Annotated in this window: 20 protein-coding genes; 4 read left to right on the top strand and 16 right to left on the bottom strand. The window is 74.8% G+C overall.

What is annotated here, in order from left to right:
• Positions 1-52: 52 nt before the first annotated feature.
• Genes ACFYVJ_RS27385 through ACFYVJ_RS27350 form a run of 8 tightly spaced genes read right to left on the bottom strand, consistent with a single transcriptional unit; the run spans position 53 to position 8,275 of the window.
• On the bottom strand, positions 53-754 hold the full coding sequence (locus ACFYVJ_RS27385; RefSeq protein ID WP_388896674.1) for an SDR family NAD(P)-dependent oxidoreductase: 702 nt from the start codon (positions 752-754) through the stop codon (positions 53-55).
• 40 nt (positions 755-794) lie between these two features.
• Positions 795-1,580 (bottom strand): 2,3-dihydro-2,3-dihydroxybenzoate dehydrogenase, encoded by a 786-nt coding sequence (locus tag ACFYVJ_RS27380; protein WP_388896671.1) that lies wholly within the window; start codon positions 1,578-1,580, stop codon positions 795-797.
• A gap of 2 nt (positions 1,581-1,582) precedes the next feature.
• Positions 1,583-2,785, bottom strand: coding sequence for an FAD-dependent monooxygenase (locus ACFYVJ_RS27375; RefSeq protein ID WP_388896668.1), 1,203 nt, complete (start codon positions 2,783-2,785; stop codon positions 1,583-1,585).
• 10 nt (positions 2,786-2,795) lie between these two features.
• A complete protein-coding gene (locus ACFYVJ_RS27370; RefSeq protein WP_388896666.1) occupies positions 2,796-4,115 on the bottom strand; it encodes a phenylacetate--CoA ligase family protein in 1,320 nt (439 codons plus the stop codon).
• Positions 4,112-4,915: an amidohydrolase family protein gene (locus ACFYVJ_RS27365; RefSeq protein ID WP_388896663.1), complete on the bottom strand. Its 804-nt coding sequence runs from the start codon at positions 4,913-4,915 to the stop codon at positions 4,112-4,114. Before ACFYVJ_RS27365 ends, ACFYVJ_RS27370 begins: the two co-directional genes overlap by 4 nt.
• An 11-nt stretch (positions 4,916-4,926) precedes the next feature.
• On the bottom strand, positions 4,927-6,030 hold the full coding sequence (locus tag ACFYVJ_RS27360) for a 3-dehydroquinate synthase II family protein (protein ID WP_388896661.1): 1,104 nt from the start codon (positions 6,028-6,030) through the stop codon (positions 4,927-4,929).
• A 54-nt stretch (positions 6,031-6,084) separates the two neighbouring features.
• Entirely contained in the window at positions 6,085-6,987 is a 903-nt protein-coding gene (locus tag ACFYVJ_RS27355) for a 2-amino-3,7-dideoxy-D-threo-hept-6-ulosonate synthase (protein WP_388896658.1), read from the bottom strand.
• 16 nt (positions 6,988-7,003) lie between these two features.
• Complete coding sequence (locus ACFYVJ_RS27350; RefSeq protein WP_388896654.1) at positions 7,004-8,275, bottom strand: aspartate kinase; 1,272 nt, start codon at positions 8,273-8,275, stop codon at positions 7,004-7,006.
• 292 nt (positions 8,276-8,567) lie between these two features.
• Here ACFYVJ_RS27350 and ACFYVJ_RS27345 point away from each other — a divergent pair, with 292 nt between their 5' ends.
• Together ACFYVJ_RS27345 and ACFYVJ_RS27340 are read left to right on the top strand one after the other, a co-directional pair.
• The gene (locus ACFYVJ_RS27345) at positions 8,568-9,698 is read left to right on the top strand and encodes a sensor histidine kinase (RefSeq protein ID WP_388896648.1); all 1,131 of its coding nucleotides are present in this window, start codon (positions 8,568-8,570) and stop codon (positions 9,696-9,698) included.
• Positions 9,695-10,360: a response regulator gene (locus ACFYVJ_RS27340; RefSeq protein WP_388896643.1), complete on the top strand. Its 666-nt coding sequence runs from the start codon at positions 9,695-9,697 to the stop codon at positions 10,358-10,360. The genes ACFYVJ_RS27345 and ACFYVJ_RS27340 overlap by 4 nt, the downstream gene beginning before the upstream one ends.
• 27 nt (positions 10,361-10,387) lie before the next feature.
• Here ACFYVJ_RS27340 and ACFYVJ_RS27335 read toward each other — a convergent pair whose 3' ends face one another.
• Positions 10,388-11,278 carry an aromatic prenyltransferase gene (locus ACFYVJ_RS27335; RefSeq protein WP_388896640.1) on the bottom strand — a complete coding sequence of 297 codons (891 nt, stop codon included), beginning with the start codon at positions 11,276-11,278 and terminating at the stop codon, positions 10,388-10,390.
• Between the two features lie 243 nt (positions 11,279-11,521).
• On the opposite strand from ACFYVJ_RS27335, the gene ACFYVJ_RS27330 reads away from it, so the two are divergent.
• Entirely contained in the window at positions 11,522-14,173 is a 2,652-nt protein-coding gene (locus ACFYVJ_RS27330; protein WP_388896637.1) for an AAA family ATPase, read from the top strand.
• On the opposite strand, the gene ACFYVJ_RS27325 is transcribed toward ACFYVJ_RS27330, so the two are convergent.
• From ACFYVJ_RS27325 to ACFYVJ_RS27310, 4 genes are all read right to left on the bottom strand, one after another.
• Positions 14,122-16,212 (bottom strand): LuxR C-terminal-related transcriptional regulator, encoded by a 2,091-nt coding sequence (locus ACFYVJ_RS27325; protein WP_388896634.1) that lies wholly within the window; start codon positions 16,210-16,212, stop codon positions 14,122-14,124. The two genes, ACFYVJ_RS27330 and ACFYVJ_RS27325, sit on opposite strands and share 52 nt — an antisense overlap.
• Before the next feature lie 293 nt (positions 16,213-16,505).
• Positions 16,506-18,704 (bottom strand): MMPL family transporter, encoded by a 2,199-nt coding sequence (locus ACFYVJ_RS27320; protein WP_388896631.1) that lies wholly within the window; start codon positions 18,702-18,704, stop codon positions 16,506-16,508.
• Positions 18,705-18,852: 148 nt separating this feature from the next.
• Positions 18,853-19,338, bottom strand: coding sequence for a DUF6069 family protein (locus tag ACFYVJ_RS27315; protein WP_388896629.1), 486 nt, complete (start codon positions 19,336-19,338; stop codon positions 18,853-18,855).
• A 157-nt stretch (positions 19,339-19,495) separates the two neighbouring features.
• Complete coding sequence (locus ACFYVJ_RS27310; protein WP_388896626.1) at positions 19,496-19,894, bottom strand: DUF6223 family protein; 399 nt, start codon at positions 19,892-19,894, stop codon at positions 19,496-19,498.
• A 247-nt stretch (positions 19,895-20,141) separates the two neighbouring features.
• Here ACFYVJ_RS27310 and ACFYVJ_RS27305 point away from each other — a divergent pair, with 247 nt between their 5' ends.
• The gene (locus ACFYVJ_RS27305) at positions 20,142-21,410 is read left to right on the top strand and encodes an MFS transporter (protein ID WP_388896624.1); all 1,269 of its coding nucleotides are present in this window, start codon (positions 20,142-20,144) and stop codon (positions 21,408-21,410) included.
• Positions 21,411-21,503: 93 nt separating this feature from the next.
• Here the strand turns inward: ACFYVJ_RS27305 and ACFYVJ_RS27300 are convergent, their stop codons facing one another.
• From ACFYVJ_RS27300 to ACFYVJ_RS27290, 3 genes are all read right to left on the bottom strand, one after another.
• Entirely contained in the window at positions 21,504-22,244 is a 741-nt protein-coding gene (locus tag ACFYVJ_RS27300; RefSeq protein ID WP_388896621.1) for a DUF6081 family protein, read from the bottom strand.
• A 95-nt stretch (positions 22,245-22,339) separates the two neighbouring features.
• Positions 22,340-23,380 carry an ABC transporter ATP-binding protein gene (locus ACFYVJ_RS27295; RefSeq protein WP_388896618.1) on the bottom strand — a complete coding sequence of 347 codons (1,041 nt, stop codon included), beginning with the start codon at positions 23,378-23,380 and terminating at the stop codon, positions 22,340-22,342.
• Positions 23,377-24,480 carry an ABC transporter ATP-binding protein gene (locus tag ACFYVJ_RS27290; RefSeq protein WP_388896616.1) on the bottom strand — a complete coding sequence of 368 codons (1,104 nt, stop codon included), beginning with the start codon at positions 24,478-24,480 and terminating at the stop codon, positions 23,377-23,379. Before ACFYVJ_RS27290 ends, ACFYVJ_RS27295 begins: the two co-directional genes overlap by 4 nt.
• Position 24,481: the final 1 nt, after the last annotated feature.

The raw sequence follows: 24,481 nt of genomic DNA, 5'->3' as shown, positions 1-24,481 counted from the left end.
TGCGGCGGATTCACGTGTTCGGGGGCTTCTCCGAAATGCGGGAGAGGCGTCGTCAGAGGAGGACGTCGCCGCCGTCGATGTTCAGGTTGACGCCGTTGATCGCGCGGTTCTCCAGCAGGAACGTGATCGCATGGGTGCAGTCGCGCATCGTCACCGGCCGCTTGGTGAGGGCCTTTTCCTCCGCGGCGGCGCGCGCGGCCGGCTTGTCGCTCCAGAACGGCGTGTCGGCGACGATGCTCGGGTGCAGGGCGTTGACGCGGATCGGCGACAGCTCGAACGCCAGGGTCCGCACCAGCGCGGCGATGCCGCCGTTGGCGGTGGTCACGGTGGTGGAGCCCGGGTACGGGCGGTGGCTGGCCAGCCCGCCGAGCAGGACGGCCGCGCCGTGTCCCGGCATGCGGGGGGCGAGGGCGTGCAGGACGGCGGTGTAGCCGGTGAGCTTCACGGTGAGCAGCCGGGTGGCGTCCGCGGGGCGGTAGTCGCGCACGGTGTTCCGGTCCCGGTCGAGCGCGGTGAGCACCAGGTGGTCGACGCGCTCGACGCCGGCCAGCGCGGCGATGGCGGCCTCGGGGTCCGCCAGGTCGAGCGCGAGCGCGCGGGTGCGGCCGCCGATCTCGTCGGCGGCGGCCTTGGTGCGGTCCTCGCCGCGGCCGGTGATGACGACGTCGCTGCCGCGGTCGGCGCAGGACTGGGCGAAGTGCCGCCCGATGCCCGACGTTCCGCCGACGACGACGACGTGAGTGCGGTCCGACACGGTGGTGTTCCCTTCCTCGGGGGCCGGTGGGCCGGCGGCGTCAGACGTGCAGGGAGGCGCCGCCGTCCACGTACAAGTCGTGCATCGTGACATGGCCCGCCTGGTCGGAGACCAGATACGCGACGGCCTCCGCCACGTCCCGCGGCTGGGCGAGCTTGTGCAGCGGGATGCCCACGCGGTACTCGGCGGGCATGCCCTCGACGACCTCACGCAGCTCCGGGTCGCCGTCGTGCATCGCGCGCAGCATGGGCGTGTCCGTCGAGCCGGGCGAGACGACGTTGCAGCGGATGCCGTGGCCCGCGAGCTCCAGGCCCAGGCAGCGGGTGAACTGCGCGGAGGCGGCCTTGGAGGCGGCGTACGCGGCCATCTCGGTACGCGGCACGCCCGCGGCGTTCGACGCCACCGTGACGATCGCGCCGCGCCCGCGGCGGATCATCCGCCGCGCCACCGCGCGCGAGACGTGGAACACGCCGCCCGCGTTGACCGCGAGGGTCTCGGCCCACTGCCGGTCGCGCAGTTCGACGACGCGGCCGGTGTGCATGACGCCGGCGGCGTTGACGAGGATGCCGACGGGCCCCAGCTCGTCCTCGACGCGCGCGACGGCCGCGTCCACCGCGGCGCTGTCGCGTACGTCGAGGTCGTAGCCGCGCGCCGGCACGCCTTCCGCGGCCAGCTTGGCGACGACCGTGGCCAGCTTCTCGGCGTTGCGGTCGGCCGCCGCGACGTGCGCGCCGGCGGCGGCCAGGGTCGTGGCCACGGCCGCGCCGATGCCCTGCGCCGCGCCGGTGACCAGGGCGACGGTCGACTCGATTCCGGTCAGTTCCATCATCAGCTCCTGCCGGTCGTGGCGACTGCCTGCTCGGCGTCGTAGCCGAACAGCCACTGGTGCCGGTCAAGACCCGGTTCCGCGAGGGAGCCGGTGTCGCGGCGCCGCTGGGCGCTGCCGTCGGCCAGGTGGAAGGTCTCGGCGTTGGCGCGGGACTGCCGCTGGATCCGGGCCGTACGGGGCAGGCGGAGCTGCTCGTAGCGGCGTACGGCGGCGCGCAGTTCGTCCCGGCCCGCGGCGGGTCCCGCGTCGGTGAGGCAGCGGGCGAGGACGACGGCGTCCTCGATCGCCTGGTTCGCTCCCTGGGCCTGGAACGGCAGCATCGGGTGGGCGGCGTCGCCGATGACGGCCGCCCGGCCCCAGCCGAGCCGGTCGATGCCGTCGCGGTCGTGCAGCGCCCATCTGCTCACCGCCCCGGCCGCGTCGAGCAGTCCGACGACGTCCTCGTGCCAGCCCTTGTACGCCGCCCGCAGCCCCTCGGTGTCGCCCCGCGCCGACCAGGACTCGACCTCCCAGGCGGCGGCGGGCACGGTGGCGCCGAAGCTGATCTGCCGGCCGCCCGAGACGGGGTAGCAGACGCAGTGCTGCCCGGGACCGAACCACAGCCGCACCCGCGGCTCGCCGAGCAGGTGGGGCACCCGCTCGGCGGGCACGAGACCGCGGTAGATCGTCTGTCCCGAGTAGCGCGGCCAGTCGGCGACGAACCATTCGCGCACCGCCGAGTGGATGCCGTCCGCGCCCACCACGGCGTCGGCCGCGACCGTCCGCCCGTCGGCCAGGTGCAGCCGCGCCTCCGACTCGTCCTGCGTGACGGCGACGAGCCGGGCGCCGAGGTGCAGCCGGTCCGGTGGCAGCCCGGACAGCAGCGCGGCGTGCAGGTCCGCGCGGTGCACGGTGTAGTACGGCGCCCCGAAGCGGCGCAGGCACCTGTCGCCCAGCGGGGTGCGCTGGAGCATCAGGCCGTCGTCCCAGCGCCGCATCTCGATCGCCTCGGGGGCGACCGCGGCGGCCCGCAGCCGCTCGCCCAGGCCCAGGCGGTGCAGCAGCCGGGTCGCGTTGGGCGCGACCTGCACGCCCGCACCGACCTCGGCCAGTTGCTCCGCCTGCTCGTAGACGTGGCACTCCGCCCCGCCGCGGCGCAGGGCGGCGGCGAAGGCGAGGCCGGCGATCCCGGCGCCGACGACGGCCACCCTCATCTGCGACATGCCTTCCTCCTCAGTAGTAGAGGAGCGCTTTGCTCCAGTCCTCGTCGGGGCCGAACAGGCTGCGCGGCTTGACCACGTCGGGCATGTTCGTGAGCGCCTCGCGCGGGATCAGCGACCCCGGCGGCAGCCCGGTGACGTCGGCGGCGACGCCGAACTCGGCGCGTACGGCGGCGGTGAGCGCCGCCTCGGCGTGCACGCGGTGCTCGGGCGGCACCTCGATCTCGACGCGCAGCGACACCGGTTCCGCGCGGGCGCGCCAGAAGTACACCCCGTAGGTGTCGGGGAGGGAGAAGACGACCTCCTCCAGCCGGTGCTGGGTGACCCGCGCGTCGCCGACGCGGTGGCCGAAGGCGGCCCGGCCGAGGACGCGGACGGTGGGCAGGTGCCAGCCGCAGTCGCAGTCGTCGTACGAGACCTCGACGTCGTCCTCCAGGTTGTAGCGCAGCAGCGGCATCGCCTCGCGGTACAGCGGGGTGACGACGAGCTGCCCCGCGCCCTCCGCGGCGACGCTCCCGGTCTCCGGGTCGTACACCTCGAACAGCGCCCGGTCGGCCCAGAGGTGCATGCGCCCGTACTCGCACTCGCCCGCCAGGCTGCCGGTCTCGGTGGAGCCGTACTCCTCGATCACCGGCACCCCCCACAGCCGGCTGATCCGCCGGCGGCGGGCGGTCGTCAGCGGCTCGCCGCCGACGAACAGCGCGCGCAGCGCGGGGAAGTCGGCGCCCGGGCGGTGGCCCGCGGCGGTGGCGGCGGCGGCCCAGATGAGGCATTCGGTCGGCACCGACCAGGTGAGGGTGACGTCCAGGTCGTGCAGGGTGCGCACCACGCGGGCGTACGGCATGGCCAGCGACCGGTTGTCGCCGGGCACGACGGTGGCGCCGTGCAGCCGGGCGGCGGCGTGCGCGAGGTGGCCGGTGAGCAGCAGCGCGTACGGGGTGCGTACCAGGAAGACGTCTGCGGCGGAGATGCCGATCCACTTGCGGGCGAAGCGCTCGGCGAGGTCGAGCCAGTCCTCCTGGGTGTAGTACGAGGGCGTGGGCCGGCCGGCGGTGCCGCTCGACTCGTGGTACGTCGCCAGGCGTTCCCTCGGGACGCCGAGCATGCCGTACGGGTAGTTGTCCCGCAGGTCCTGCTTGGTCGTCAGCGGCAGGTCCGCGAGGTCGGCGGCGGTCGCGGGCAGGGCGGCGGCGCCGGCCAGGTGCGGCCGGTAGAAGGCCGAGCGGGCGGCCCAGGCGACGGTCTGCGGAAGCTGCTTCTCCTGCAGTCCGCGCAGTTCCCCGGGGCCGTTCCACTGGCCGATGTGCGGCAGGCTCGCCGGTGCGTCGGTCACGGTTTCTCCTCCCCCAGTAGTCGGTGTGCGTTCTCCCAGGCGATCTGCCGCCAGTCCGCGGGCGCGGTGGCGATCGCCGTGAACTTGGCGAGTTCCACGGACGGGTGCTGGAGCGGGTACTCGGAGCCGAAGACCACGCGCGCGGCGCCCAGCCGGTCGATCGCCGCCTCGGCGACGCAGGTGTAGCCGCCGGAGGTCTCCAGCAGGATGTTGGGCTCGTCGCGGATCAGGGCGAGGGCGTGGAAGTCGATGTTGCCGATGCCGCTGTGCCCGAGCACGAAGTCGGTCCCCGGGAACCGGCGGGCCAGGGTGACGAGGTCGGCGACGCCCGCGCCGGGGCGGGCGAGGCACACGGTGTAGACCGGGTGGCCGTATTCGGCGGCGACCTCCACCAGGGCGGTCACGCGCGGGTCGGTGAGCGCCACGCCGTGCACGGCCGGTGAGACCTCCAGGCCGCGGAACTCGGCCGCCCGTTCCCGGTACGCGCCGGGCGGGCGGTGCGGGTTGGCGAACCAGAACGGCACCAGCCGCCCTCCCCCACCGGCTGCGCCCCCATTGGCGGGGGTGCCGCCCCCGCTGGTGCCCGCGCAGGCCGCCAGCACGGCGTCGTTGTCGGCGTCGGTCTCGACGTGCCCGCCGTCGGTCAACTGCCGGGCGAGCGTGTCGAGGTCGATCGTGCCGCCGGCGCAGACCACCGCGCGCGCCACACCGCAGTCGTCCAGCGCCGCCAGCAGCCGCGCGGCGGCGCCCGGCCGGGGAGCGAGGCGTACGTGGAAGTCCAGCACGGGCTGTGCCGTCATCGCGGCCCCGCTCACTTCTCGATGCAGAACTCGTCGATGGGGTAGCCGACGTGCCGCTGCTCGACGGGCAGGTACCCGAGCACCTTCGTGCCGGGGGTCAGGTCGGTGACGTTGAGCACCTCGCCGCCGGGTCCGAGGACCCGTACGTGCCAGTCGTCCTGCACGATGAGGTTGACCGTCACCCCGGACGGCGCGACCGCGTCGATGGCGAGCAGCGGCCGCGTCTCGATCTTGACCCGGCCCACGGTGACCACGCGGGTCTTGCCCGCGGAGTCCACGGCGAGCACCTTGCCGCCGGAGGACAGCTCGCTGAGGTAGTTGGTGCGGCCCTCGGCGGAGAGCGTGTACGAGTGCAGCGCGCCGGCGTTGACGCGGAACGGGCGGGTCGGCATGTACGGCAGCGGGTGGGTCTCGCTGCAGCACAGGATCATGCCGGTGGAGTGCGAGCCGACGAGGATGCCCTCGTCCAGCCGGAAGTTGGTGCACGTGTCCACGCACGCCCGCTCGCCCATGCCGACCCGGCGGATGCCGGTGACCTCCAGCTCCACCAGCGACAGGTCCGCGGCCTGGGTGACCGCGGCGGCCTTCAGCTCGGTCGCCTCGCCGGGCAGGCGCGGGGCGAGCATCACGCCGTCGGAGCCGTGTTCGAGGACGCCGAAGACGATCTCCGCCTCCTCCACGTCGGCGACCCGGGTGACGATGCTGCCCTCGGCCCCGGCCGCGGCGGCGAGCACGATCTCCAGCGGGATCTTGGTGGGGTCGCGGAAGTCCAGCAGGCTCCACCGGTCGTGCCGCGCGGCCCGGCAGGCGTCGTCCAGGCTGGCGGCGTCGGTGATCTCGACGTAGCGGCCGAACTCCACGCCCGCGTGGGCGTGGGCGAGAGCGGCGGGGTCGCCGTGGCGGGCGGGGTCGACGATGACGAGGTCGGCGGGCTCCAGCTTCTCCGGCAGCGGCCTGCCGAGCGGGAGGAGCACCTTCTTCACCGTCGGGGGCAGCGGCTCCAGGTCTGCGGGGTCGGCGGCCACGATGGCGTCGACCCGCTGGTGGATGGCTTCTTCGACGATGGCCTCCTTGGCCCCGTCGGCGGCACGGATGTCCAGCCAGCACAGCTTCACGGATCTCTCCTCAGAGCGGTCGGTCGGCGGGGATCGGGCGGAACGGGCGGGGCGTCAGGGGGTGAGCGCGAGCCGGTCTCCCCCGCCGGCCACGCCCTCTCCCCCACCGGCTACGCCCTCATTGGCGGGGGTGCCCCCATTGGCGGTGGTACCCCCGCCGATGCCGGTACGGCCCGGGGGCGGCCCGGCCTCGTGCACCAGCCGGGCGATCGACGCGGCCATCCGGCCGGGCTTCTCGGCCTGGAAGACGTTGCGCCCCATCGCCACCCCGGCCGCGCCGCCGCGCAGCGCGTCGGAGACGAACGACAGGACGGCGTCCGAGTCGGCCGCGCGCGGGCCGCCGGCCACGATCACCGGGATCGGGCAGGCCCGTACGACGTCGGCCATCTCCTCGGGCGTGCCCGCGTAGTCGGTCTTGACGACGTCGGCGCCGAGGTCAGCGGCGAGCAGCGCGGCGTGTGCCACCAGGTCCGGCGCGTGCGCGTCGCCGATCTCCGGCCCGCGGGCGTAGACCATGGCCAGCAGCGGTACGTTCCAGCGGTCGCACTCCCCGGCCACCGCGGCCAGGTCGGCGACCTGCCTCGCCTCCTGGCGGGAGCCGAGGTTGACGTGCACGCTGACGGCGTCGGCGCCCGCGCGCAGCGCCTCCTCGACGTGCGCGACCAGGTACTTGGCGTCCGGGTCCGGGGCGTGCCTGGTGCTCGCGTTCAGATGCAGGATCAGCGACAGGCCGCCGAACCAGCCGTGGTCGAGGTGGCGCAGCGTGCCCTTGTGCAGCACGACGGCGTCGACGCCGGTGCCGGCCAGCTCGCCCAGCAGCGGGTCCAGCTCGCCCGGGCGCAGCGGCCCGTCGGTGACGGAGTGGTCGAGGGGGACGACGAGCAGCCGCCCGTCGCCGTGCCGGAAGAGGCGTCGCAGGCGCAGCCCGCGGCCGAACGAAGCGTTGAGTACAGCCACTTGTGTCCTGCCTCTCTCAAACGGTGGCGGAGCGGCCGGGGGCCGCGGGCGCGGCGCCGTCCGGCGGCGGCCCGCCGAGGTCGAACGCGCGGTGCAGGGTCTCCACGGCGTCGGCGGTGCGCTCGCGCGGCACGATCACGGACAGCCGCGTCTGCGAGGTGGAGATCCAGCTCGTCGGGATCCCGGCGGTGGCCAGCGCCGCCATCAGCCGGGCCGCGTACTCCGGCCGGCTGAGCAGGCCCATGCCGACGACGGAGACCTTGCCGACGTCCATGTCGAAGTGCACGCCGCCGCCGAAGGAGGCGGCGACCTCGTGCAGCGCGTCGCGCACCCGGCCGGCCTCGCTGCGGCGGATCGTGAAGCCCATCCGGAACTCGTTCTCGTACGGGCCGGACCTGGCCACCAGGTCCACCACGGTGCCGCGGGCGGCCAGCACGTCGAAGACGTCCGGCGCGAGGTCGCGGCGGCTGTCCCGGCAGTGCACGAGCACCCGCGCGACGTCGGTGTCGTGGGTGACCGCGACGACCGCCCGCCGGGTCTCCAGCGGGCGGTCGTCCTGCCGCTCGGCCACCGTCGTCCCCGGCGCCTGCGACGACACGTTCCTCACGCGCACTTCGACCCCTTCCATGGCGGCCAGCTCGATGCAGCGGGTGTGCAGGACCCGGGCGCCCGCGAACGCCATCTCCGCCATCACGCCGGGGTCGACCCACGGCAGGCAGCGGGCGGCGGGCAGCACGCGGGGGTCGGCGGTGAACACGCCGTCCACGTCGGTGTAGATCTCGCATGTCGCGGCGCGCAGCCGGGCCGCGAGCGCCACGGCGGTGGTGTCGGAGCCGCCGCGCCCCAGGGTCGCGACGTCGCCCGCGGCGTCGACGCCCTGGAACCCGGTGACCACGGCCACCCGGCCGCCGGCCAGCGCGGCCCGCACCCGCTCGGCGCCGATGCCGGAGACGAGCGCGTCGCCGTGCCGGTCGGTGGTGCGGATCCCCGCCTGCGCGCCGGTCAGCGAGACGGCGGGCACGCCCATGGCGCCCAGCGTCAGGGCCATCAGCGCCGCCGACTCCGCCTCGCCCACGGCCAGCAGTTGGTCCAGCTCGCGGGAGGCGGCCGGGGCGCCGACGTCGGCGGCCAGCCGCAGCAGTTCGTCGGTACGGCCGCCGCGGGCGGAGACGACCACGGCCACCGACGGGCAGCGCCGCCACGCCTCCTCGATGCGCAGGGCGGCGCGGCGGACGCGGTCGAGCGTCTGCAACGAGGTACCGCCGTATTTCTGGACGAGCACAGCCATCGCCGTTTCACCGCCTTCGTCGACCCGGTATGGCACGACAGTAAGCGCGGCTTTCTTCCCGGCCCACTACTCACCCGGGTAGTGGCACCGAATTCAGTGGGTCACGCCATGGCGAACGGGCGTTACCGCGAACACGCGATGGCGGCACCGCGCCGTACGGTTTTATGGCCCGCGGGAATTCGCCGGGTGCCGCGGCCGCCGTACCGCCCGGCAAACTACTGTGTCCGCGGTAGTCCGACAGTCCTCCGCAAGCAGTACTCGGATGCCGGGAACTGCCGTTATGGTGCTCGGTATGAGCGCCCGGCTGTCCAAGGTCTGGGCCCGGGCGAGAAGCATGGTGATCGCGGTCTGCGTGGCGGCCGTGCTCCTGATCACCGCGCTCTCCGGGGACCATGCCGCCACGAAGCTCGACCTGCTCGGCTACGGGCTGCTGGTGACCAGCGGCCTCGCACTGGCCGGCAGCGCCCGTGCCCCCGTGCCGATCCTTGCCGTCACCGCGCTGTGCGTGGTGGGCTACAACGCCGCGGGCTTCGACGTGCCCGCCGTGGCCTACCTGTTCGCCGTCTACGCCGCCGTGCGCTCCGGGCACCGGATCGTCACGGTCGGGGTGAGCGTCGGGCTGGTGCTCAGCCTCCCGTACGCCGTGATGGCCTACCCCGGCGACGGCGCGGGCGACGCGTACGCGCAGGCCCGCGGCGTGCTCGAACTCGCCTGGCTGGTCGCCGCGGGCGCCGCGGGCGAGGCGCTGCGGCAGGCCACCCGGCGCGCGGACGAGGCCGAGCGCACCCGCGAGGAGACCGCGCGGCTGCGCGCCAGCGAGGAACGGCTGCACATAGCGCGGGAGCTGCACGACTCGCTCACCCACCAGATCTCCATCATCAAGGTGCAGTCCGAGGTCGCCGTCCATCTGGCCCGCAAGCGCGGCGAGGACGTCCCCGAGTCGCTGCTCGCCATCCAGGAGGCGGGCCGGGAGGCGACCCGGGAGCTGCGCGCGACGCTGGAGACGCTGCGCGACGAGGAGGAACAGGCCCCGGCGCACGGGCTGGACCGGGTGCCGGAGCTGGTGGAGCGCACCCATGGGATAGGGCTGCGCACGACGCTCACCATCGAGGGGCAGCGGCACGAGGTGCCCGAGGCGGTGGGCCGTACCGCCTACCGGATCGTGCAGGAGTCGCTGACCAACACCGCCCGGCACGCCGCGGCCTCCACCGCCTCGATCCGCATCTCCTACCGCCCGGACGCCCTCGCCATCCGTATCGACGACGACGGGACGGCCCGGCCGGGCACCGCCCCCAAGCCCGGCGTCGGCCTGCTGGGGATGCGCGAGCGCGTCGCCGCCCTCGGCGGCAGCCTGCGCGCCGAGCCGCGCACCGAGGGCGGCTTCACCGTCCAGGCCGAACTACCCGTGGCGAGAATCCCGTGATCCGTGTGCTGATGCTCGACGACCAGCCGCTGCTGCGCAGCGGGTTCCGCGCGCTGCTCGACGCCGAGGACGACATCGAGGTGGTGGCGGAGGCGGGCGACGGCAAGGAGGGTCTCGCGCTGGCGCGGGAGCACCTGCCGGACCTCGCGCTGGTGGACCTGTCGATGCCGGTGATGGACGGCATCGAGACGACCCGGCGGATCGCCGCGGACCCGGCGCTCGCCCAGATCCACGTGGTGATCCTGACCAACTACGGCCTGGACGAGAACGTGTTCAACGCGCTGCGGGCCGGCGCGGCCGGGTTCCTGGTCAAGGACATCCTGCCGGAGGACCTGCTGCACGCCGTGCGCGTGGCCGCCCGCGGCGACGCGCTGCTGGCGCCGTCGATCACCCGCAGGCTGATCAACAAGTACGTGTCCCAGCCGCCCCTGGACCCGTCGGCCGTCCGGGGTCTGGAGGAGCTGACCAACCGGGAGCGGGAATCCGTCGCGCTGGCCGCGCAGGGCCTCTCCAACGACCAGATCGCCGACCGCATGGTGATCAGCCCGCTGACCGCGAAGACCCACATCAACCGGGCGATGTTCAAGCTGCACGCGCGCGACCGCGCCCAACTGGTCGTCATCGCCTACGAGTCGGGCCTGGTGACCCCGCGCGGCCGGTGACGGGCCGCGCGGGGTGCGGCCGGGCGCTCAGATGAAGTCCATCGTCCCGGCCTTCCAGCGGTAGTGCGACTCCAGCTTGTAGTACTCGCCCCCGGGCGCCACGGCGACGCCGTAGACGAACTTGCGGTCGCCGTCGCCGGCCGGGACGCCGCGCACGAACCGCTCGATCTCCGGCTCCACCCGGACCGGCAGCGCGGCCAGGTCGGGGGTGGTCACGGCGTAGCAGATCCGCTCGACGCGCGGTGAGTCCCAGCCGAGGGTGACGTAGAGGCCGAACGCCTCCCGCCCCAGCCTGAGCATGTGCGTGCTCGGCTGCGCCATGCCCAGCTCGCGGAGGACCGCGGTGATGGCCTCCGGTTCGAAGAGGCGCGCGGGCACGTCGTTGAAGTACACGTTCAGGGTGCGGTGGCGGTAGTCGACGCCGACGACGCCCACGCGGTCGGCGAGGCCGTGGCGGGCGAGGAAGCCGGCGTGCGCGGCCAGGGCGGGCGGCATGGCGGGCAGGTCGGCGAACTTCGCGACGTCCTGGAGATCGTCGGGGGTGAAGAAGGCGTAGACCTTCTTGAAGCCGCCGACGACGCCGAAGTCGACGCCGTGGCTGTCGACCGGGCAGCGCCCGTGCAGTTGGGCGAGCACGGCGCCCACGGGGTGGTCGGTGGGCGCGGTGAGGCCGGCGGCGAGCGCGGCGGCGTACGGGTCGCGCTGCCCGGGGTGGGTGGTGAAGCGGCAGTCGAGTTCGCCGGTGTGCCGCAGGCCGGTCGCGACGCGGAAGGCGACGACGGCCGCGTCGTGCCCGAAGGCGTCCGCGTACGCGGCGAGGACCGGGCGCACCGTGGCGGGGGCGCACGGCACGCCGAGCGTCCGGGCGGAGTGCTCGATGACCGAGTACAGCTCGTCCATCTCGGCGGTTGCGGACATACGGACCCCTTGGTCGGCGAGGAATGTATTGCTGTACGTATCGGGGGCGCTGCGAATGCACCGTAATCGGGATGACCAAAAAGTAATCCCGTTACGCGGCCCGGCCCACTACCCGTACGGGTAGTAGGAGCTACCCGAGTTGTCGGGGCGGATTTCATTGACCCGCCATTGCCGCTCGATGACCATAAAAGCAAGGCTCATGGCTCGTGTTCGAGGATTCTCCACGGCACCGCGGGAGCGATCATGGCACCACTCGTAGGGCGTGAGGGCACGCTGTCCGTGCTGGGCGGCCATCTGGACGCCGCGGCGCGGGGCGCCGGCGGCTGCGTCGTCGTCGAAGGACCGCTGGGCATCGGCAGGAGCCGGCTGCTCCAGGCGACCGCGCGGGAGGGCGCGGAGCGCGGGCTGACCGTGGTGTCCGGGCGGGCCGGGGCGAACGGGGGCACCGCCGCCAGTGGGGCCGCCCCCGCCAACGGGGGCACCCCCGCCAATGAGGGCGTAGCCGGTGGGGCAGGGCAGCCGCTGCCCGTGCACCTGTTACTGAACTACCTGCGGCGGGTGCTCTCCGCCGACGTGGACGTGGACGACCTGGTACGTCCCGACGGCAACCCGTTCCGGCTGATGGACCAGGTCGGCGAGCTGGTGGAGATCGCGGCGCGCCGGCACCCGGTCGTCGTCCTGCTGGACGACGTGCACCTGGTGGACGACCTGGGCGGGCTCGCGCTGCGGGGGCTGGTGCAGTCGCTCGCGGACTCGCCGGTGCTGTGGCTGCTGACGCGGCGGTCGGTGGCGGCGCGGACGCTCGCGCAGCACGCCGTCGACCGGCTGATCGACGGGGCCGCGGCCCGGCTGCACCTCGGGGCGCTGGACAACGAGGCGGTGGCGGAGCTGTGCACGGGGCTGCTGGGCGCCAAGCCGGACTCCTCCGTGCTCGACTGGGCGGCCCGCTGCGGGGGCAACCCGTGGCTGCTGGCGAGCGTCTTCGACGCGCTGGTCACCGCGGGCCGGGTGGTGTTCGTGGACGGTACGGCGGCGGCGCTGGGCGAGCAGCTTCCCGGCGACGTGCTCGGCGCCGTCCGCGGGCTGCTCGACGAGCTGCCGGCGGCGGCGGGGCGGCTGCTGGTGGCCGGCGCGGGCGTCGGCGCGGAGTTCACCGCCGCGCAGGCCGCGGCGGCGCTGGGCGCGCGCGGGGGCGCGGCGGAGGCTCCGGTGGCGGGGGTGGACGAGGCCGTACGGGCCGGGCTGCTGCACCGGCACGGGGAGGAGCTGGCGTTCGCGCACGGGGTGATCGCCCAGGCGCTGCGGCATCCGGACTTCCGGCGGCCGGAGCCGGCCGCGGCGGCGCTCCCGGCGGCCGCCCCGGTGCCGGACAGTGCCCCGGAGGCCGTAGAGGCGCGCCGCGAACAGCCGTACCCCGTACCGCCGGAGGACTCCCCCGCCGCGCAGCAGCGCCCCGGGTGCGGCTGTACGGCCCCGGTGGCCGCCGCGGTGGCGGCGCTGGCGGACCGCTCCGGCGCGGCGCCGCGCACCCTCGCGCGCGCCCTGCGGCTGCTCGCCGGCGCGGGGCGCACCGCGGAGACCGCGCGGCTCGCGGAGCTGGCCGTACGCGCCGGTGTCGACGTTCCTGACCTGACCGAAGCGGCCGGCCTTTCCGCGGACCCGGCGCGGGCGGTGGCCCCGCCCCCGGCTCCCGCCGCCGGGCGGCCGTCCGGGGCGCACTGCGAGGTGTGCGCCCGCCCGCTGTGGACCTGGCTGGTGCGCGCACTCGTCGCCGCCGACGCCTTCGAGGAGGCGGCCGCCGTCTGCGACGCCGTACGGCAGGAGGCCGGACGCCACGGCGGGCCGTGGGCCGCGGGCCTGTGGCACGGCCACCGCGCCGAACTGCTGGCCGCCGCCGGGCGTTTGGAGGAGGCACGGGCCGAGGCCGGGACGGCGCTGGGTCTCGCCGACCGGACGCCGCCTGAGGACCTGCTGCCCGCGCGGCTCGTACTGGCACGCATCAGCATGCACTGCGGCGATCTCGCCACCGCCAGCCAGCAGTTGCGGATGGCGGAGCGGCCCGCGGGCGCCGCCGCGGCGGCCGTGAAGCCGCGGCTGGACTGGGCGCTGGCGCAGTTCCACGCGGCCAGCGGGCGGGCGGCGATGACGGTGCGCTCGCTGCTCGACGCCGAGCAGGGGGCCGCGCCGGAGCCGCTGCTGTTCGCCGAGGCGCCGACGGCCGCGGCGACGCTCGTACGGCTGGCCGGGCAGACCGGGTTCGGCGAAGAGGCCGCGCAGGCGGCCGGGTTCGCCCGGCGGCTGGCCGCGGCCAACCCGGAGGTGACGTCCCTGGCCGCCGGTGCCGCGCACGCGGACGGCGTACTCCACGACGACCTGGAGGCGCTCCGGCGCGCCGCCGAGCTGTACCGGCTCGCCGGCCGGCCGCTGGCGGCCGCCGGCGCGCTGGAGGACGCGGCCCGCGGGAACGGGGCCGGGGACGGCGCCGCGCGGTTCCTCGCGGCGGCGGCGGACCTGTATCTGGAGTGCGGCGCGCAGCGCGACACGGCCCGGGTGCAGCGCAAGCTGCGCCGGCTCGGCGTGCCGCACGCGCGCGCCGCGCTGGGCGCGCAGAAGCCCAAGTCGGGTTGGGAGAGCCTGACGGGCGCGGAGCTGCGCGTGGTGCGGGCCGTCGTCGACGGCAGGACCAACAGGGAGGCGGCGGGCGAGCTGTTCCTGTCGCCGCACACCGTCGACAGCCATCTGCGGCGGGTCTTCGCCAAGCTCGACATCAACAGCCGGGTCGAGCTGACCAAGCAGTTCCTGGCGCACGAGGCGGCCGCGCCCGAGGGCCCGGCCGCCTCCCGTCAGCTCGCCGCCGCGGGCCCGGAGCCGCGCCTGTCGTCGGTGAGGGAGTAGATCGCCGCGGCACCCGAGTAGGTGGCGGCCTCGCGGGCGAGTTCGACACGCGTGCCGATGCCCAGCTTCTTGTAGATCTTCCGCAGGTGGTAGTTGACCGTGTGCGCCGAGAGATGGACGCGCCGGGCGATCTGCCGGTTCGTCATCCCGACGCTGACCAGGTACGCGATGCGCCGTTCCATGTCGGACAGCACGACCCAGCAGGAGCCGTGCTGGTGCCCGGCGGTGCCGTCGGCGACCACCGCCGTGGCGTCGAGCGCGGCCGGCAGGGCCCGCGGCCGGCGCGCCGGGGCCTGCCCCGCGTGCAGCCTGGCGAGTTCCTCGGTGGCCAGGGCGATGGAGATGGGGTCGGGCGACTGCGCGACGATGTGCGCGAGCCCGGAGGCGTCGCGCTCGGCGACCGCGTTGGCGTGCAGCGCGCTGAGGCCGACGACGGAGATGCCGGGGTTGTCCCCGGCGAGGCCGTTGACGGTGTCGAGCACCGTGCGCCTGAGGCCGTCTTCGTCGGTGTCGAGCGCGAGCCGGACGAGGAACGCGGCGGCGGCCGGGTCCTCGACGTACAGCCGGCGCTCCGCCGGGAGGCGGTCGTACGCGCCGGACAGCAGGGCGACGCCCGCGCGGGGCCCCTCCCTTCTCACGGCGACCCGCACGTCCGTCCAGGCGAACCGCGGCGAGCGCCGCACGTCCCGCTCGTACGCGGGGTCCGCGCGGGCCCGCTCCAGGTGGTCGGTCGCCGTGGGCAGGTCGCCGGTGTAGAGCGACACGGCGGCCAGGACCGCGTACGCGAAGGGCAGGAGCGCGGGGACGGCGTTCTGCTCCGTCGCCGCGGTGACCAGCTCCGCGTGCCTGCGGGCGTCCCGGAACCGGCCCGAGGCCAGGAACAGCCGGGCGCGCAGCGCGGCCGGCGCCGCGTGCCAGACGTCCGAGGAGAGCGCGTACAGGCCCGCCTCTCCCTCGTCGACCAGCGCCTCGGCCTCGTCGTACTCGCGCAGGTCGGTGAGCTTGGCGGCCAGTTCGAGGCGGAAGTGCAGCCGCCACAGGGGGTCGGCTCCGCCGCAGTACCGGACCGCGGCCCGGCCCAGCCTGATGCCCTCGGCCAGTTCGCCGGCCCGCCAGCTCAGGTGGGACAGCGCCGTCAGCGCCATCAGCGCGGCGATGTCCTCCGGCTCGTCCGTCCGCGCCTGGAGGATCTCCCGGGCCCGGGTCCCGGCCTCCTCCTCGCGGCCCAGCAGCAGGCCGCCGAGGAGGGCCGACGCCTCGGCGTCGAGCCGAGCCGCGGCGGTAATTCCGGGGGCGGCCAGGGTGCGTTGTGCGAGATCCGTCCCGACGGCCACCTTTCCTTTCATGATCAGCCCGTGTGCCCGTGAATAGGGGCCGCCGTCGCCCTCCGCTACCACGGCGAACCGCTGAGCCGGATACCCGGGCGCCCAGGTTCTTCGGTCTGTTTCCTCCGCACTCCTGCCGGAATGGTGCATTGCCTCGCGCTGCAACGCACCGCGCGCGGGGGCGGGAATGGCGGCGACCGCGCCGCGCCTCAAGAAGTCGCTACGGAATACGAATTGACGCTCCGTAGCCGCCACGAAGCCCGCGGACATCGCCTCGTCCAGCGGTGCGAGCAGGGTGGCGAGCGGACGGTTCAGCATCCGGGAGACATCCTCGAGGAGGAAGGACCGCCCCTGCAGGGCGGCGATCTTCAGCAACTCCTGGCAACCGGGGCTCAGCTCGCCGAGCGCCAGCTTCACGAACGCCGGCACACAGCGCGGGGTCCGCGACTCCAGGAGCCGGACCGTTCCTTCGTCCAGGGTCACCAGACCCTCGTCCACCAGCCCGTACGCCAGTTCGGCGAGTAACCTGCCGTTCTCACCCGCCGCTGCCGCCAGACCGCGCAACTCGTCGTCCAGATCGGCGCCGAGCAGCTCGCTCAGAAACTGTTCGTTCGCCTCGGCGTGCACCGGCCCCGGCTGCGGACGCCCGTGCGCTCCGGCGTCACCGGGTATCGTCTCCGGCTTCTTCGTCACCTTCTTCGACCACGTAGTCATATTGCCCCCGACTATCCAGGTATATCCCGGGACTTGCTCAACCGTTACAGTGCTCTCCTCTCGACTCGTGTTCCACTTGATTTTCAACCTGTTGGCTTGGGCTGCACTTGGTGCCGACTTGGCGGCAAAATCGGGGGAGTTGCTTTCTTTTCCATAATATGGCGCACCCTTTACTTGCCTTTGACCACGCGCCAATTCAACGGGAAAAAGGCGTACGGAATTACCTGAAATACGCCATGCCGAAGCGGGGAACCCCGGTTGTGGGATTCCCCGCCCGACGTATCGGGAAAAGGTCAGACCCTGGCCTCTTCCCCGACCTCGGCCGGGGGTGCCGAGGTCGTCTCGGGTGCCCGGCGGCCGGGCATCCACCAGTTGGTCTTGCCGCACAGCTCCATCACCGCGGGCACGAGCACCATCCGGACGACGGTGGCGTCGATGAACACCGCGACGGCCATGCCCAGGCCGATCTGCTTGACGGACACGTCGTGGCCGAGGAGCGAGGTGGTGAAGACGGCGATCATGATGGCCGCGGCGGCGGTGATGACCTTGGCGGTCCGCGCCAGCCCGCGGGTGACGGCCGTCCTGGTGTCGCCGGTGCGCTCGTACTCCTCGCGGACCCGCGAGATCAGGAAGACCTCGTAGTCCATCGACAGGCCGAAGAGCACCGGGAACATCATCATCGGCACCCAGGTCGTGATGGGCATGTCGGTCGGGAATCCGAGGGCGGAGCCCAGCCACCCCCACTGCACCACCGCGACCAGCACGCCGTACGCGGCGCCGATCGACAGCAGGTTCATCACGGCGGCCTGGAGGGCGATCGTCACCGACCGCACCAGCGCGACCAGCAGCACCAGCGACAGCACGATCACGACCGCGATCATGAACGGCAGCCGCGAACTCGTCTCCTCCGCGAAGTCGATCGCCCCGGCGTTCGGGCCGCCGACCTGGACGGCCTCGCCGCCGGGTGCCTTCGGCAGCACGTCGTCGCGGAGTTCGTCCACCAGGTCCGCGGTCTTCTCGTCCTGGTAGCCGGTCTCCGGGAACGCCATGAAGGTGGCGGCCTCGCCGTCCTCGCTCACCCGCGGCTGCGTCACCTGCGCGATGCCCGGCGTGCCGTCGACCGCCGCGACGGCGGGAGCCAGGTCGCCGCCCGCGGCGTCGACCTCGGCGGCGAAGATCAGCGGTGCGCCGTAGCCGGGGCCGAAGCCCTCGGAGACGATCTCGTACGAGGTGTAGCTGCTCCGGTCGCGCGGCTGGACGCTCGCGTCCGGCAGGCTGAGCCGCATCGACAGCGCCGGTGCGGCGAGCACCAGCAGCCCCGCGACGGCCAGCACCGCGGCGACCAGCGGCCGGCGCTGCACCACGCCGGCCCAGCGCTCCGCGGGGGTGCGGCGCTCGGGGGCGTCGGAGCCGGCGCCCCGGGCCGTACGGCGGGGCAGCCGCAGCGAGTTGATCCGGTGCCCGGTGAAGCCGAGGAACGCCGGCAGCAGGGTCACCGCGGCGACCATCGTCACCAGCACCGTCAGGGACGCGGCGACGGCCACCCCGGTCATCAGCCGCTGGCCCATGGTGACCAGGCCGAGCAGCGCGATCACGACGGTGGTGCCGGCGAAGAGCACGGCGCGGCCCGCGGTGGTGAGGGCGCCGACGGTGGCGTCCTCGGGGCTCTCGCCGTTCTGCAGCCTCTCCTTGTAGCGGGTCACGATGAACAGCGCGTAGTCGATGCCCACGCCGAGCCCGATGAGCGCGGAGACCAGGACGGTGAAGTCGGGCGAGGGGACGACGTGCCCGACGATCTTCATGAGGGCGATGCCGCCGAGGATCGCCATCAGCGCGGTGACGATCGGCAGCCCCATCGCCACCAGCGAGCCGAAGGAGATGAAGAGGATGACCGCGGCGGCCAGCACGCCGACGCTCTCGGCCGGGCCCTGCTTCGGCGTCTCGGCCTTCTCCGCCTTGTCGCCGCCGAGCCCCAGCAGCACGCCGTCGCCCGAGGCGTCCTTGACGGTCGTCACCAGCGGCTTGACGTCGTCCTTCGTCGCCTCCTTGTCGGTGAGCGGGATGGTCGTACGGGCGATGCGGCGGTCCTCGGTGACCAGTTGGTCGTCGTCGTACGGCGACGTCACGGGCCCGGTGACCGGCGAGTCGGCGAGGTCGGCGACGACCTGCTCCACCTTCTGCCGCACGGCCGGGTCGTCGACGCCCGCGTCCGCCTTGATCGCGAGGGTCAGGGTGTCGCCCTGCTCCTCGGGGAAGTGCTTCTCCATCAGGGCCTGCGCCCTGGCCGACCCCGAATCCCCGCCGGAGAAGTCGTTGTCGGGGTCGGCCGCGAGGCCGAAGCCGGCGGCCGCCACGGCGATCACGCCGACGATCCAGGCCAGCAGGACCAGGCGGCGGCGCCGGTGACAGAACCGGGCCAGCCTCGCCAGGGCGCCGTCCGGGCGGGCGGTCTCGGTGGGCATCATCGTCTCCTCGGGTCTCGTGCGGTGCACCCCTCATCCTCGGGACGGGGATCACCGGAGTCGACGTACAGACGCAGGCACTCCGCGGGCCGCACTACCGCGGCCGCGGTACTCCTCTTGCAGTACATGTCAAAGAAGGGGTGGCCGGGGGCCCGCCGCCCGACGCCGCGTCAGAGGATCAGAGGCAGGCGAGCCGGCGCGCGACGACCGGGATGACGACGGCGCCGGCCAGCAGGTGCGTACAGGCCAGTACGGCCTGGGTGCTGTCGGCCGTGTGCGGCGCGAAGCCGGGGCCCGCGAGGGACAGGATCGTGAACGTCCCCGCGCACACCGCGAAGACCCGCGCCGGGCGGCCGGCACCGCGTACCGCGCGCCGGGCGAGGCGTTCCAGGAGCACCGCCAGGACGATGCCGCCGAGCGACCACAGCACGACGCTCCGCGCGACGGCGCCCACCGCAATGGCCGTGGCCTCGTCCTCCCCGACCCCGGCCGCGACCATCTCGACGCCCGCACCGCGGGCGAGGAGCGTGAACGACTCCGCCACCGCCGCGGCGGCGAGGGCGGCCAGGACCGCGACGAGCCACACCGGTCGCGCGGCCAGCCACGCCGTCAGTGGGGACGGCGGAGACGGCGGGGACGAGGGCTGAGGGGCGGTCGCGGCCATGGCGGTGCCTCCTGTTCCGGCGCGGGGCGGGAAGTGGACCATCCGTACGGTGAGGCGGCGGGTGCCCGGCGCCCCTGCGCAGCGTGGCCGTCGCGCACGGGCCCGACGGACGGGGGCCGCGCCGGCGTACGCGTCCGGTGGCGCAGCCGCAGGCGCGCTACGCCGACACCGCGCGGCGGGCGCGGGCCAGCGCCAGGCCGCCGAGGGCCAGTCCGGCGACGCCGAGCACCAGGGCCACGATCGCGCCGCCCCGGCCGGAGCCCGAGCCGACGCCGTCGGAGCCGGCGAGCGCCACCGCGCCGATGACGACGCCGGCCACCGACGCCACCACGGATACCAGCGGCCACCGCGGTCCCGCGCCCAGCTTGCGCGCCAGCGCGAGCCCGCCGAGGACCACGCCGACCAGCGCCAGGGCCGCCGCGGCCGTGGCCGGGCCACGCCCCTGGCCGTCGTCGCTCTCGGCCGCGACCGCGACCCGCGCGGCCGCCGGCGCCGCGGAGAAGAGGACGGCGAGCACGGCGGTCGCGGCGGCGGTGGACAGGTGACGTACGGACATCGGGGACCCCTTCGGTCGCACGGCGGTTGGCGGCGACAGCGTACGAACCGGCCGGGGGCCCGGGCGTCCTCCAGACGCGGCCGGTTTCCGCTACTGCCGCGGTGGTAGCCGCGGCCGGTGACGTCTGCGGCCACAGCACCCGGCTACCGCGGCCGCAGCACCGCGCGCCCCCGTCCGCCGCGGGGTTTCTCCGAATGGCGTCGAAACGCCCTGGAAGTGCCCCGCCACCCCGGCGTTAGCTGCGGCCATGGCTTCCAAGGTGAGTTCCTCTCCGCAGGCGCGGGGCGCGGGATGGCTGCTGTGCCTGATGTTCGCCACCTTCGTCATCGGCACGGACGACTTCGTCATCGCGGGCGTGCTCCCCGACATCGCCGCCGACCTCGACGTGAGCGAGGCCGCCGCCGGGCAGTTGGTGACGGTCTTCTCCGTCACCTTCGCGGTGGCCGCGCCCGTGCTGGCCGTGGCCACCGCGCGGCTGCCCCGCAAGGCCCTGATCGTCGGCGGCCTTTCGGCCTTCGCCGTGGCCAACACCGCCACCGCGCTGGCCCCGAACTACGCGACCCTCATGGCCGCCCGCGTGCTGACCGCGCTGATCGCCGCCACCGTCTCCCCCGCGGCCTTCGCCGCGGCGGCCCGGCTGGCGGCGCCCGAGCGGATGGGCCGGGCCATCGGCACGGTCGCGGCGGGGCTCACGCTCTCCCTCTTCACCGCCGTGCCCGCGGGCACGCTGCTCGGCGACGCCTTCGGCTGGCGGTCGACGTTCGTGGCGGTCGCCGTGGCCACCGCGCTGGTCGCGGCGGCGTCCGCCGCGGCGCTGCCCCGGCTGGCCGGGGCGCCGCAGCTCGGCGTACGGGGGCAGTTGCGGATCCTGGGCCGCCCGGCGGTCCTGCTCTGCGCCGCCGGCACCGTGGTCTGCGCCGGCAGCGGCCTGATGGTCTACACCTACGTCGCGCCCCTGACCCGGGACCTCACCGGCCGCGGCGGCGGGGTGCTGGCGCTGTTCATCGCCGTGGTCGGCGTCGCCGGGGCGGTGGGCACCGGCGCGGGCGCGCTGCTGACGGACCGCTGGGGCCCGGACCGTACGCTGCGCGCGTCGGTCGCCGGCGTCGTGGCCGCGACCGCGCTGCTGGCCGTGACCGGGGCGACGGGCCGGTCGGCGCCGGTGTGGCTGGTGGCGCTCAACCTGGCGGTGTGGGGCTGCGCGGCGTGGAGCTTCACACCGCCGACGAACACCCGGATCCTGCAACTCGCGGGCGAGGCGGGCACGGAGGCGGTGGCGCTCAACACCAGCGGGCTCTACGTGGGCGTCGCGCTGGCCGGCGCCGGCGGCGGCGCGGCGCTGGCCGTCTCGGACGGCACCGGGGTGGCGGTCACGGCGACGGCGGTGGGGCTGGTCGCGTACGCGGTGACGGCGCTGGCGATCCGCCGCCACCCGGCGGGCGGGCCCGGCCCGGCGGCGCGGCCGCCAGGACCCGTGGCCGTACCCCCGCGCCCGCAGCCGGAGGAAATACCGTGAACACGGGATGAGCCCGCGGCCCGGGACCGGGGTACGGTCAGGGCACCGGCTGTCCCCGGCCCCCGGGGGTCGACGGCATCCCCGCGCCCGCGTTCAGCGGTCGCTCGCCGTGATCCGCCACGGGCCCCACCACCCGGTCGCGCCCTGCCCGCGCTCCCGCTCCGCGCGGGAGTAGCGGGCGAGGTCGCGGGCCGAGAAGAGGGCCATCCCCGCGTGGAAGCCGGCCACCGGCACCGGCACCCGCGCCCAGTAGGCCAGCCGCCCGTCGACGTACCACTCCACCTCGGAGCTCCCGGCCCGGTAGCCGACCGCGTAGCGGTGCGCCTGCCCCGGTTCCGTGGGCACGTCCATGACGACGCGGTGGATGTAGTGGTCCTCGGGGCGGCTCACCCCGGGGATCACCAGCCGCTCCACGACCGCGTACACCGTGTCGTTGGTGGCGGCGGCGTTGATGACGACGCCGGTCCCCAGATCGAAGAGGTTGACGGTGCCGAAGGCGTCGAGCAGGTCGTACGGCACCTGCCCGTAGGTCCGCACCGCCATCTCCACCTCGAACGCCAGCCGCCCCCCGGCCGGCACGTCGAACCGCCGCACCGACCGGTACATCTGCTTGGCGTTGTTGCGCCGCGGGTCGGTGTCGTGGAAACGGGTGAACGGGTTCACGGTCAGCGTCAGCCGCCCGTCCCCGGTGCGGACCCGGGCGTTGTCGTCCCGGTACTCGTGCCGTACGCCCCCGGCCCCCGTCATCTCCATGACCCGCCAGCGGGCCGGGTCGAGGGCGCCGCGGGTGAAGTCGTCGTAGGTCCACGTGCTCGCCACGGATGCGGAAGTCATACGCCCACCATCGGCGTGCCCGCGCGGCCCGGAACATCCCTGATTCACGCGGTCCGCCCGCCCTCCGACGCCAATTCCCGCCGATGGGGCGGGAGTCAGCCGGTCTCCGGGAAGTGGCAGGCGGCCTCCCGGGTGCCGCCGCCCGCGCGCAGCAGCAGCGGGCGCTCCGTCCGGCACCTGTCCTGGGCCTTGGGGCAGCGCGGGTGGAACGCGCAGCCGCCCGGCGGCGCGGCGGGGCCGGGCAGGTCGCCCTTGAGGACGATGCGTTCGCGGGTGCGCTCCACCGCCGGGTCCGGCACCGGGACCGCGGAGAGCAGCGCGCGGGTGTACGGGTGGGCGGGGCGGGCGTAGACCTCGTCGCGGTCGCCCAGTTCCACGATCCGGCCCAGGTACATCACCGCGACGCGGTCGCAGACCCGCTTGACCACCGACAGGTCGTGGGCGATGAAGAGGTAGGCGAGGCCCAGTTCGCGGCGGAGGCGCTCCATCAGGTTGACGATCTGGGCCTGGATGGAGACGTCGAGCGCGGACACCGGCTCGTCCGCGACGATCAGCCGCGGCCCGGTCGCCAGCGCCCTGGCGATGGCGATGCGCTGCGCCTGGCCGCCGGAGAACTGGTGCGGGTAGCGCTCCAGATGCTCGGCGCCGAGCCCGACCTGCTCCATCAGTTCCGCGGCCCGCAGGCGCGCGGCGCGCGGCTCCGTGCCCTGGACGACCATCGGGTCGGTGAGCGTGCGGAGCACGCGGTGGCGGGGGTTGAGCGAGGAGACGGGGTCCTGGAAGACCATCTGGACGTGGCGGCGCACCGGGCGCAGCGCGCGCTGCCCGAGGTGGGTGATGTCCGTGCCGTCGAACGTCACGGAGCCGCCGGTCGGCTCCAGCAGCCGGACGAGCATCCGGCCGGTGGTGGACTTGCCGCAGCCCGACTCCCCCACCAGGCCCAGGGTTTCGCCCGCCCGCAGGTCGAAGCCGACGTCGTCCACCGCCCGTACGGCGGGGGCGGCGCGGCCGGTGCGGGTGCGCCGGCCGGGGAAGGTCTTGACCAGGTTGCGGGCCGACAGCAGCGGCTCGCCCGCGGCCGGGCGCGGGCCGGGCGCGGTGAGCGCCGCGGGCCCGGCCCCGGGGGTGGACGTCATCGGGTTCCCTCCGGTGCGGGGGTCGGGGCGGGCACGTCGGCGGGGCCGTCCTGGCGCCCGGACGGGGCCGCGGCCAGCGGCAGATGGCAGGACGCCAGCCGCCCCGGCCGCAGCGGTACCAGGTCCGGCCGCGCCCCCGCGCAGCGTGCGCGTACGTCGTCCGCCGCCTCGGCGGCGCGGAAGCAGCGCGGCGCGAACGCGCAGCCCGGGCCCGGGTCGAGCAGCGACGGCGGGCTGCCGGGGATGGTGTGCAGGGGCACGCCCGGGTCGTCGTCGAGCCGCGGCAGCGAGTCGAGGAGCCCGCGCGTGTACGGGTGCGCGGGGCCGGCGAACAGCTCCTCCACCGGCGCCTGTTCCGCCGGCCGGCCCGCGTACATCACCAGGACCTCGTGCGCGACGCGCGCGACCACCCCCAGGTCGTGGGTGATCATCACGACGCCGAGGCCGCGCTCGGCCTGGATCCGGGCGATCAGCTCCAGGATCTGCGCCTGCACGGTGACGTCGAGCGCGGTGGTCGGCTCGTCGGCGATGAGCAGGTCGGGCTCGCACGCCAGCGCCATGGCGATCATGACCCGCTGGCGCATGCCGCCGGAGAACCGGTGCGGGTGGTCCGCGGCCCGGCGCGCGGGCTCGGGGATGCCGACCTCGCCGAGCATCTCCACCGCCCGCCTGCGGGCGGCGCGGCGGCCCGCGCCGAAGTGCACGCGGTACGCCTCGGCGATCTGCTCGCCGACCGTGTAGTAAGGGTGCAGGCTGGACATCGGGTCCTGGAAGATCATCGCCATCCGGCGGCCGCGCAGTCGCGCCAGCTCCCGGTCGGCGAGGCCGCTCAGCTCCCGGCCCGCGAGCGCGACGGACCCGCTGACCTCGGCGCCGCGGTGCAGCCCCATCACGGCCAGGGACGTCACGGACTTCCCGGAGCCGGACTCGCCGACGATGCCGAGGGTGCGGCCGGCCCGTACGGTGAAGTCGATGCCGTCGACGGCCCGCACGGGCCCGGCGGCGGTCGGGAAGGTGACCCTCAGGTCGCGGACGCGCAGCAGCGGCGGCCCGGCGGCGGGGCCGCCGGGGGTGGTGGGGGTGGTGTCCTCAGCGGTCATG

Origin of the sequence: Streptomyces sp. NPDC004134 (assembly GCF_042874195.1) — a bacterium.
Taxonomy (GTDB): domain Bacteria; phylum Actinomycetota; class Actinomycetes; order Streptomycetales; family Streptomycetaceae; genus Streptomyces.
The sequence above is the reverse complement of the archived record's forward strand: the minus strand, read 5'-3'. Positions and strand labels throughout refer to the sequence as shown.

Coding starts and splice junctions, on each gene's coding strand:
- ACFYVJ_RS27380 (WP_388896671.1), bottom strand. CDS start 1,580: ATGGAACTGACCGGAATCGAGTCGACCGTCGCCCTGGTCACCGGCGCG.
- ACFYVJ_RS27375 (WP_388896668.1), bottom strand. CDS start 2,785: ATGTCGCAGATGAGGGTGGCCGTCGTCGGCGCCGGGATCGCCGGCCTC.
- ACFYVJ_RS27365 (WP_388896663.1), bottom strand. CDS start 4,915: ATGACGGCACAGCCCGTGCTGGACTTCCACGTACGCCTCGCTCCCCGG.
- ACFYVJ_RS27350 (WP_388896654.1), bottom strand. CDS start 8,275: ATGGCTGTGCTCGTCCAGAAATACGGCGGTACCTCGTTGCAGACGCTC.
- ACFYVJ_RS27345 (WP_388896648.1), top strand. CDS start 8,568: ATGAGCGCCCGGCTGTCCAAGGTCTGGGCCCGGGCGAGAAGCATGGTG.
- ACFYVJ_RS27335 (WP_388896640.1), bottom strand. CDS start 11,278: ATGTCCGCAACCGCCGAGATGGACGAGCTGTACTCGGTCATCGAGCAC.
- ACFYVJ_RS27330 (WP_388896637.1), top strand. CDS start 11,522: ATGGCACCACTCGTAGGGCGTGAGGGCACGCTGTCCGTGCTGGGCGGC.
- ACFYVJ_RS27325 (WP_388896634.1), bottom strand. CDS start 16,212: ATGACTACGTGGTCGAAGAAGGTGACGAAGAAGCCGGAGACGATACCC.
- ACFYVJ_RS27315 (WP_388896629.1), bottom strand. CDS start 19,338: ATGGCCGCGACCGCCCCTCAGCCCTCGTCCCCGCCGTCTCCGCCGTCC.
- ACFYVJ_RS27310 (WP_388896626.1), bottom strand. CDS start 19,894: ATGTCCGTACGTCACCTGTCCACCGCCGCCGCGACCGCCGTGCTCGCC.
- ACFYVJ_RS27305 (WP_388896624.1), top strand. CDS start 20,142: ATGGCTTCCAAGGTGAGTTCCTCTCCGCAGGCGCGGGGCGCGGGATGG.
- ACFYVJ_RS27300 (WP_388896621.1), bottom strand. CDS start 22,244: ATGACTTCCGCATCCGTGGCGAGCACGTGGACCTACGACGACTTCACC.
- ACFYVJ_RS27295 (WP_388896618.1), bottom strand. CDS start 23,380: ATGACGTCCACCCCCGGGGCCGGGCCCGCGGCGCTCACCGCGCCCGGC.
- ACFYVJ_RS27290 (WP_388896616.1), bottom strand. CDS start 24,480: ATGACCGCTGAGGACACCACCCCCACCACCCCCGGCGGCCCCGCCGCC.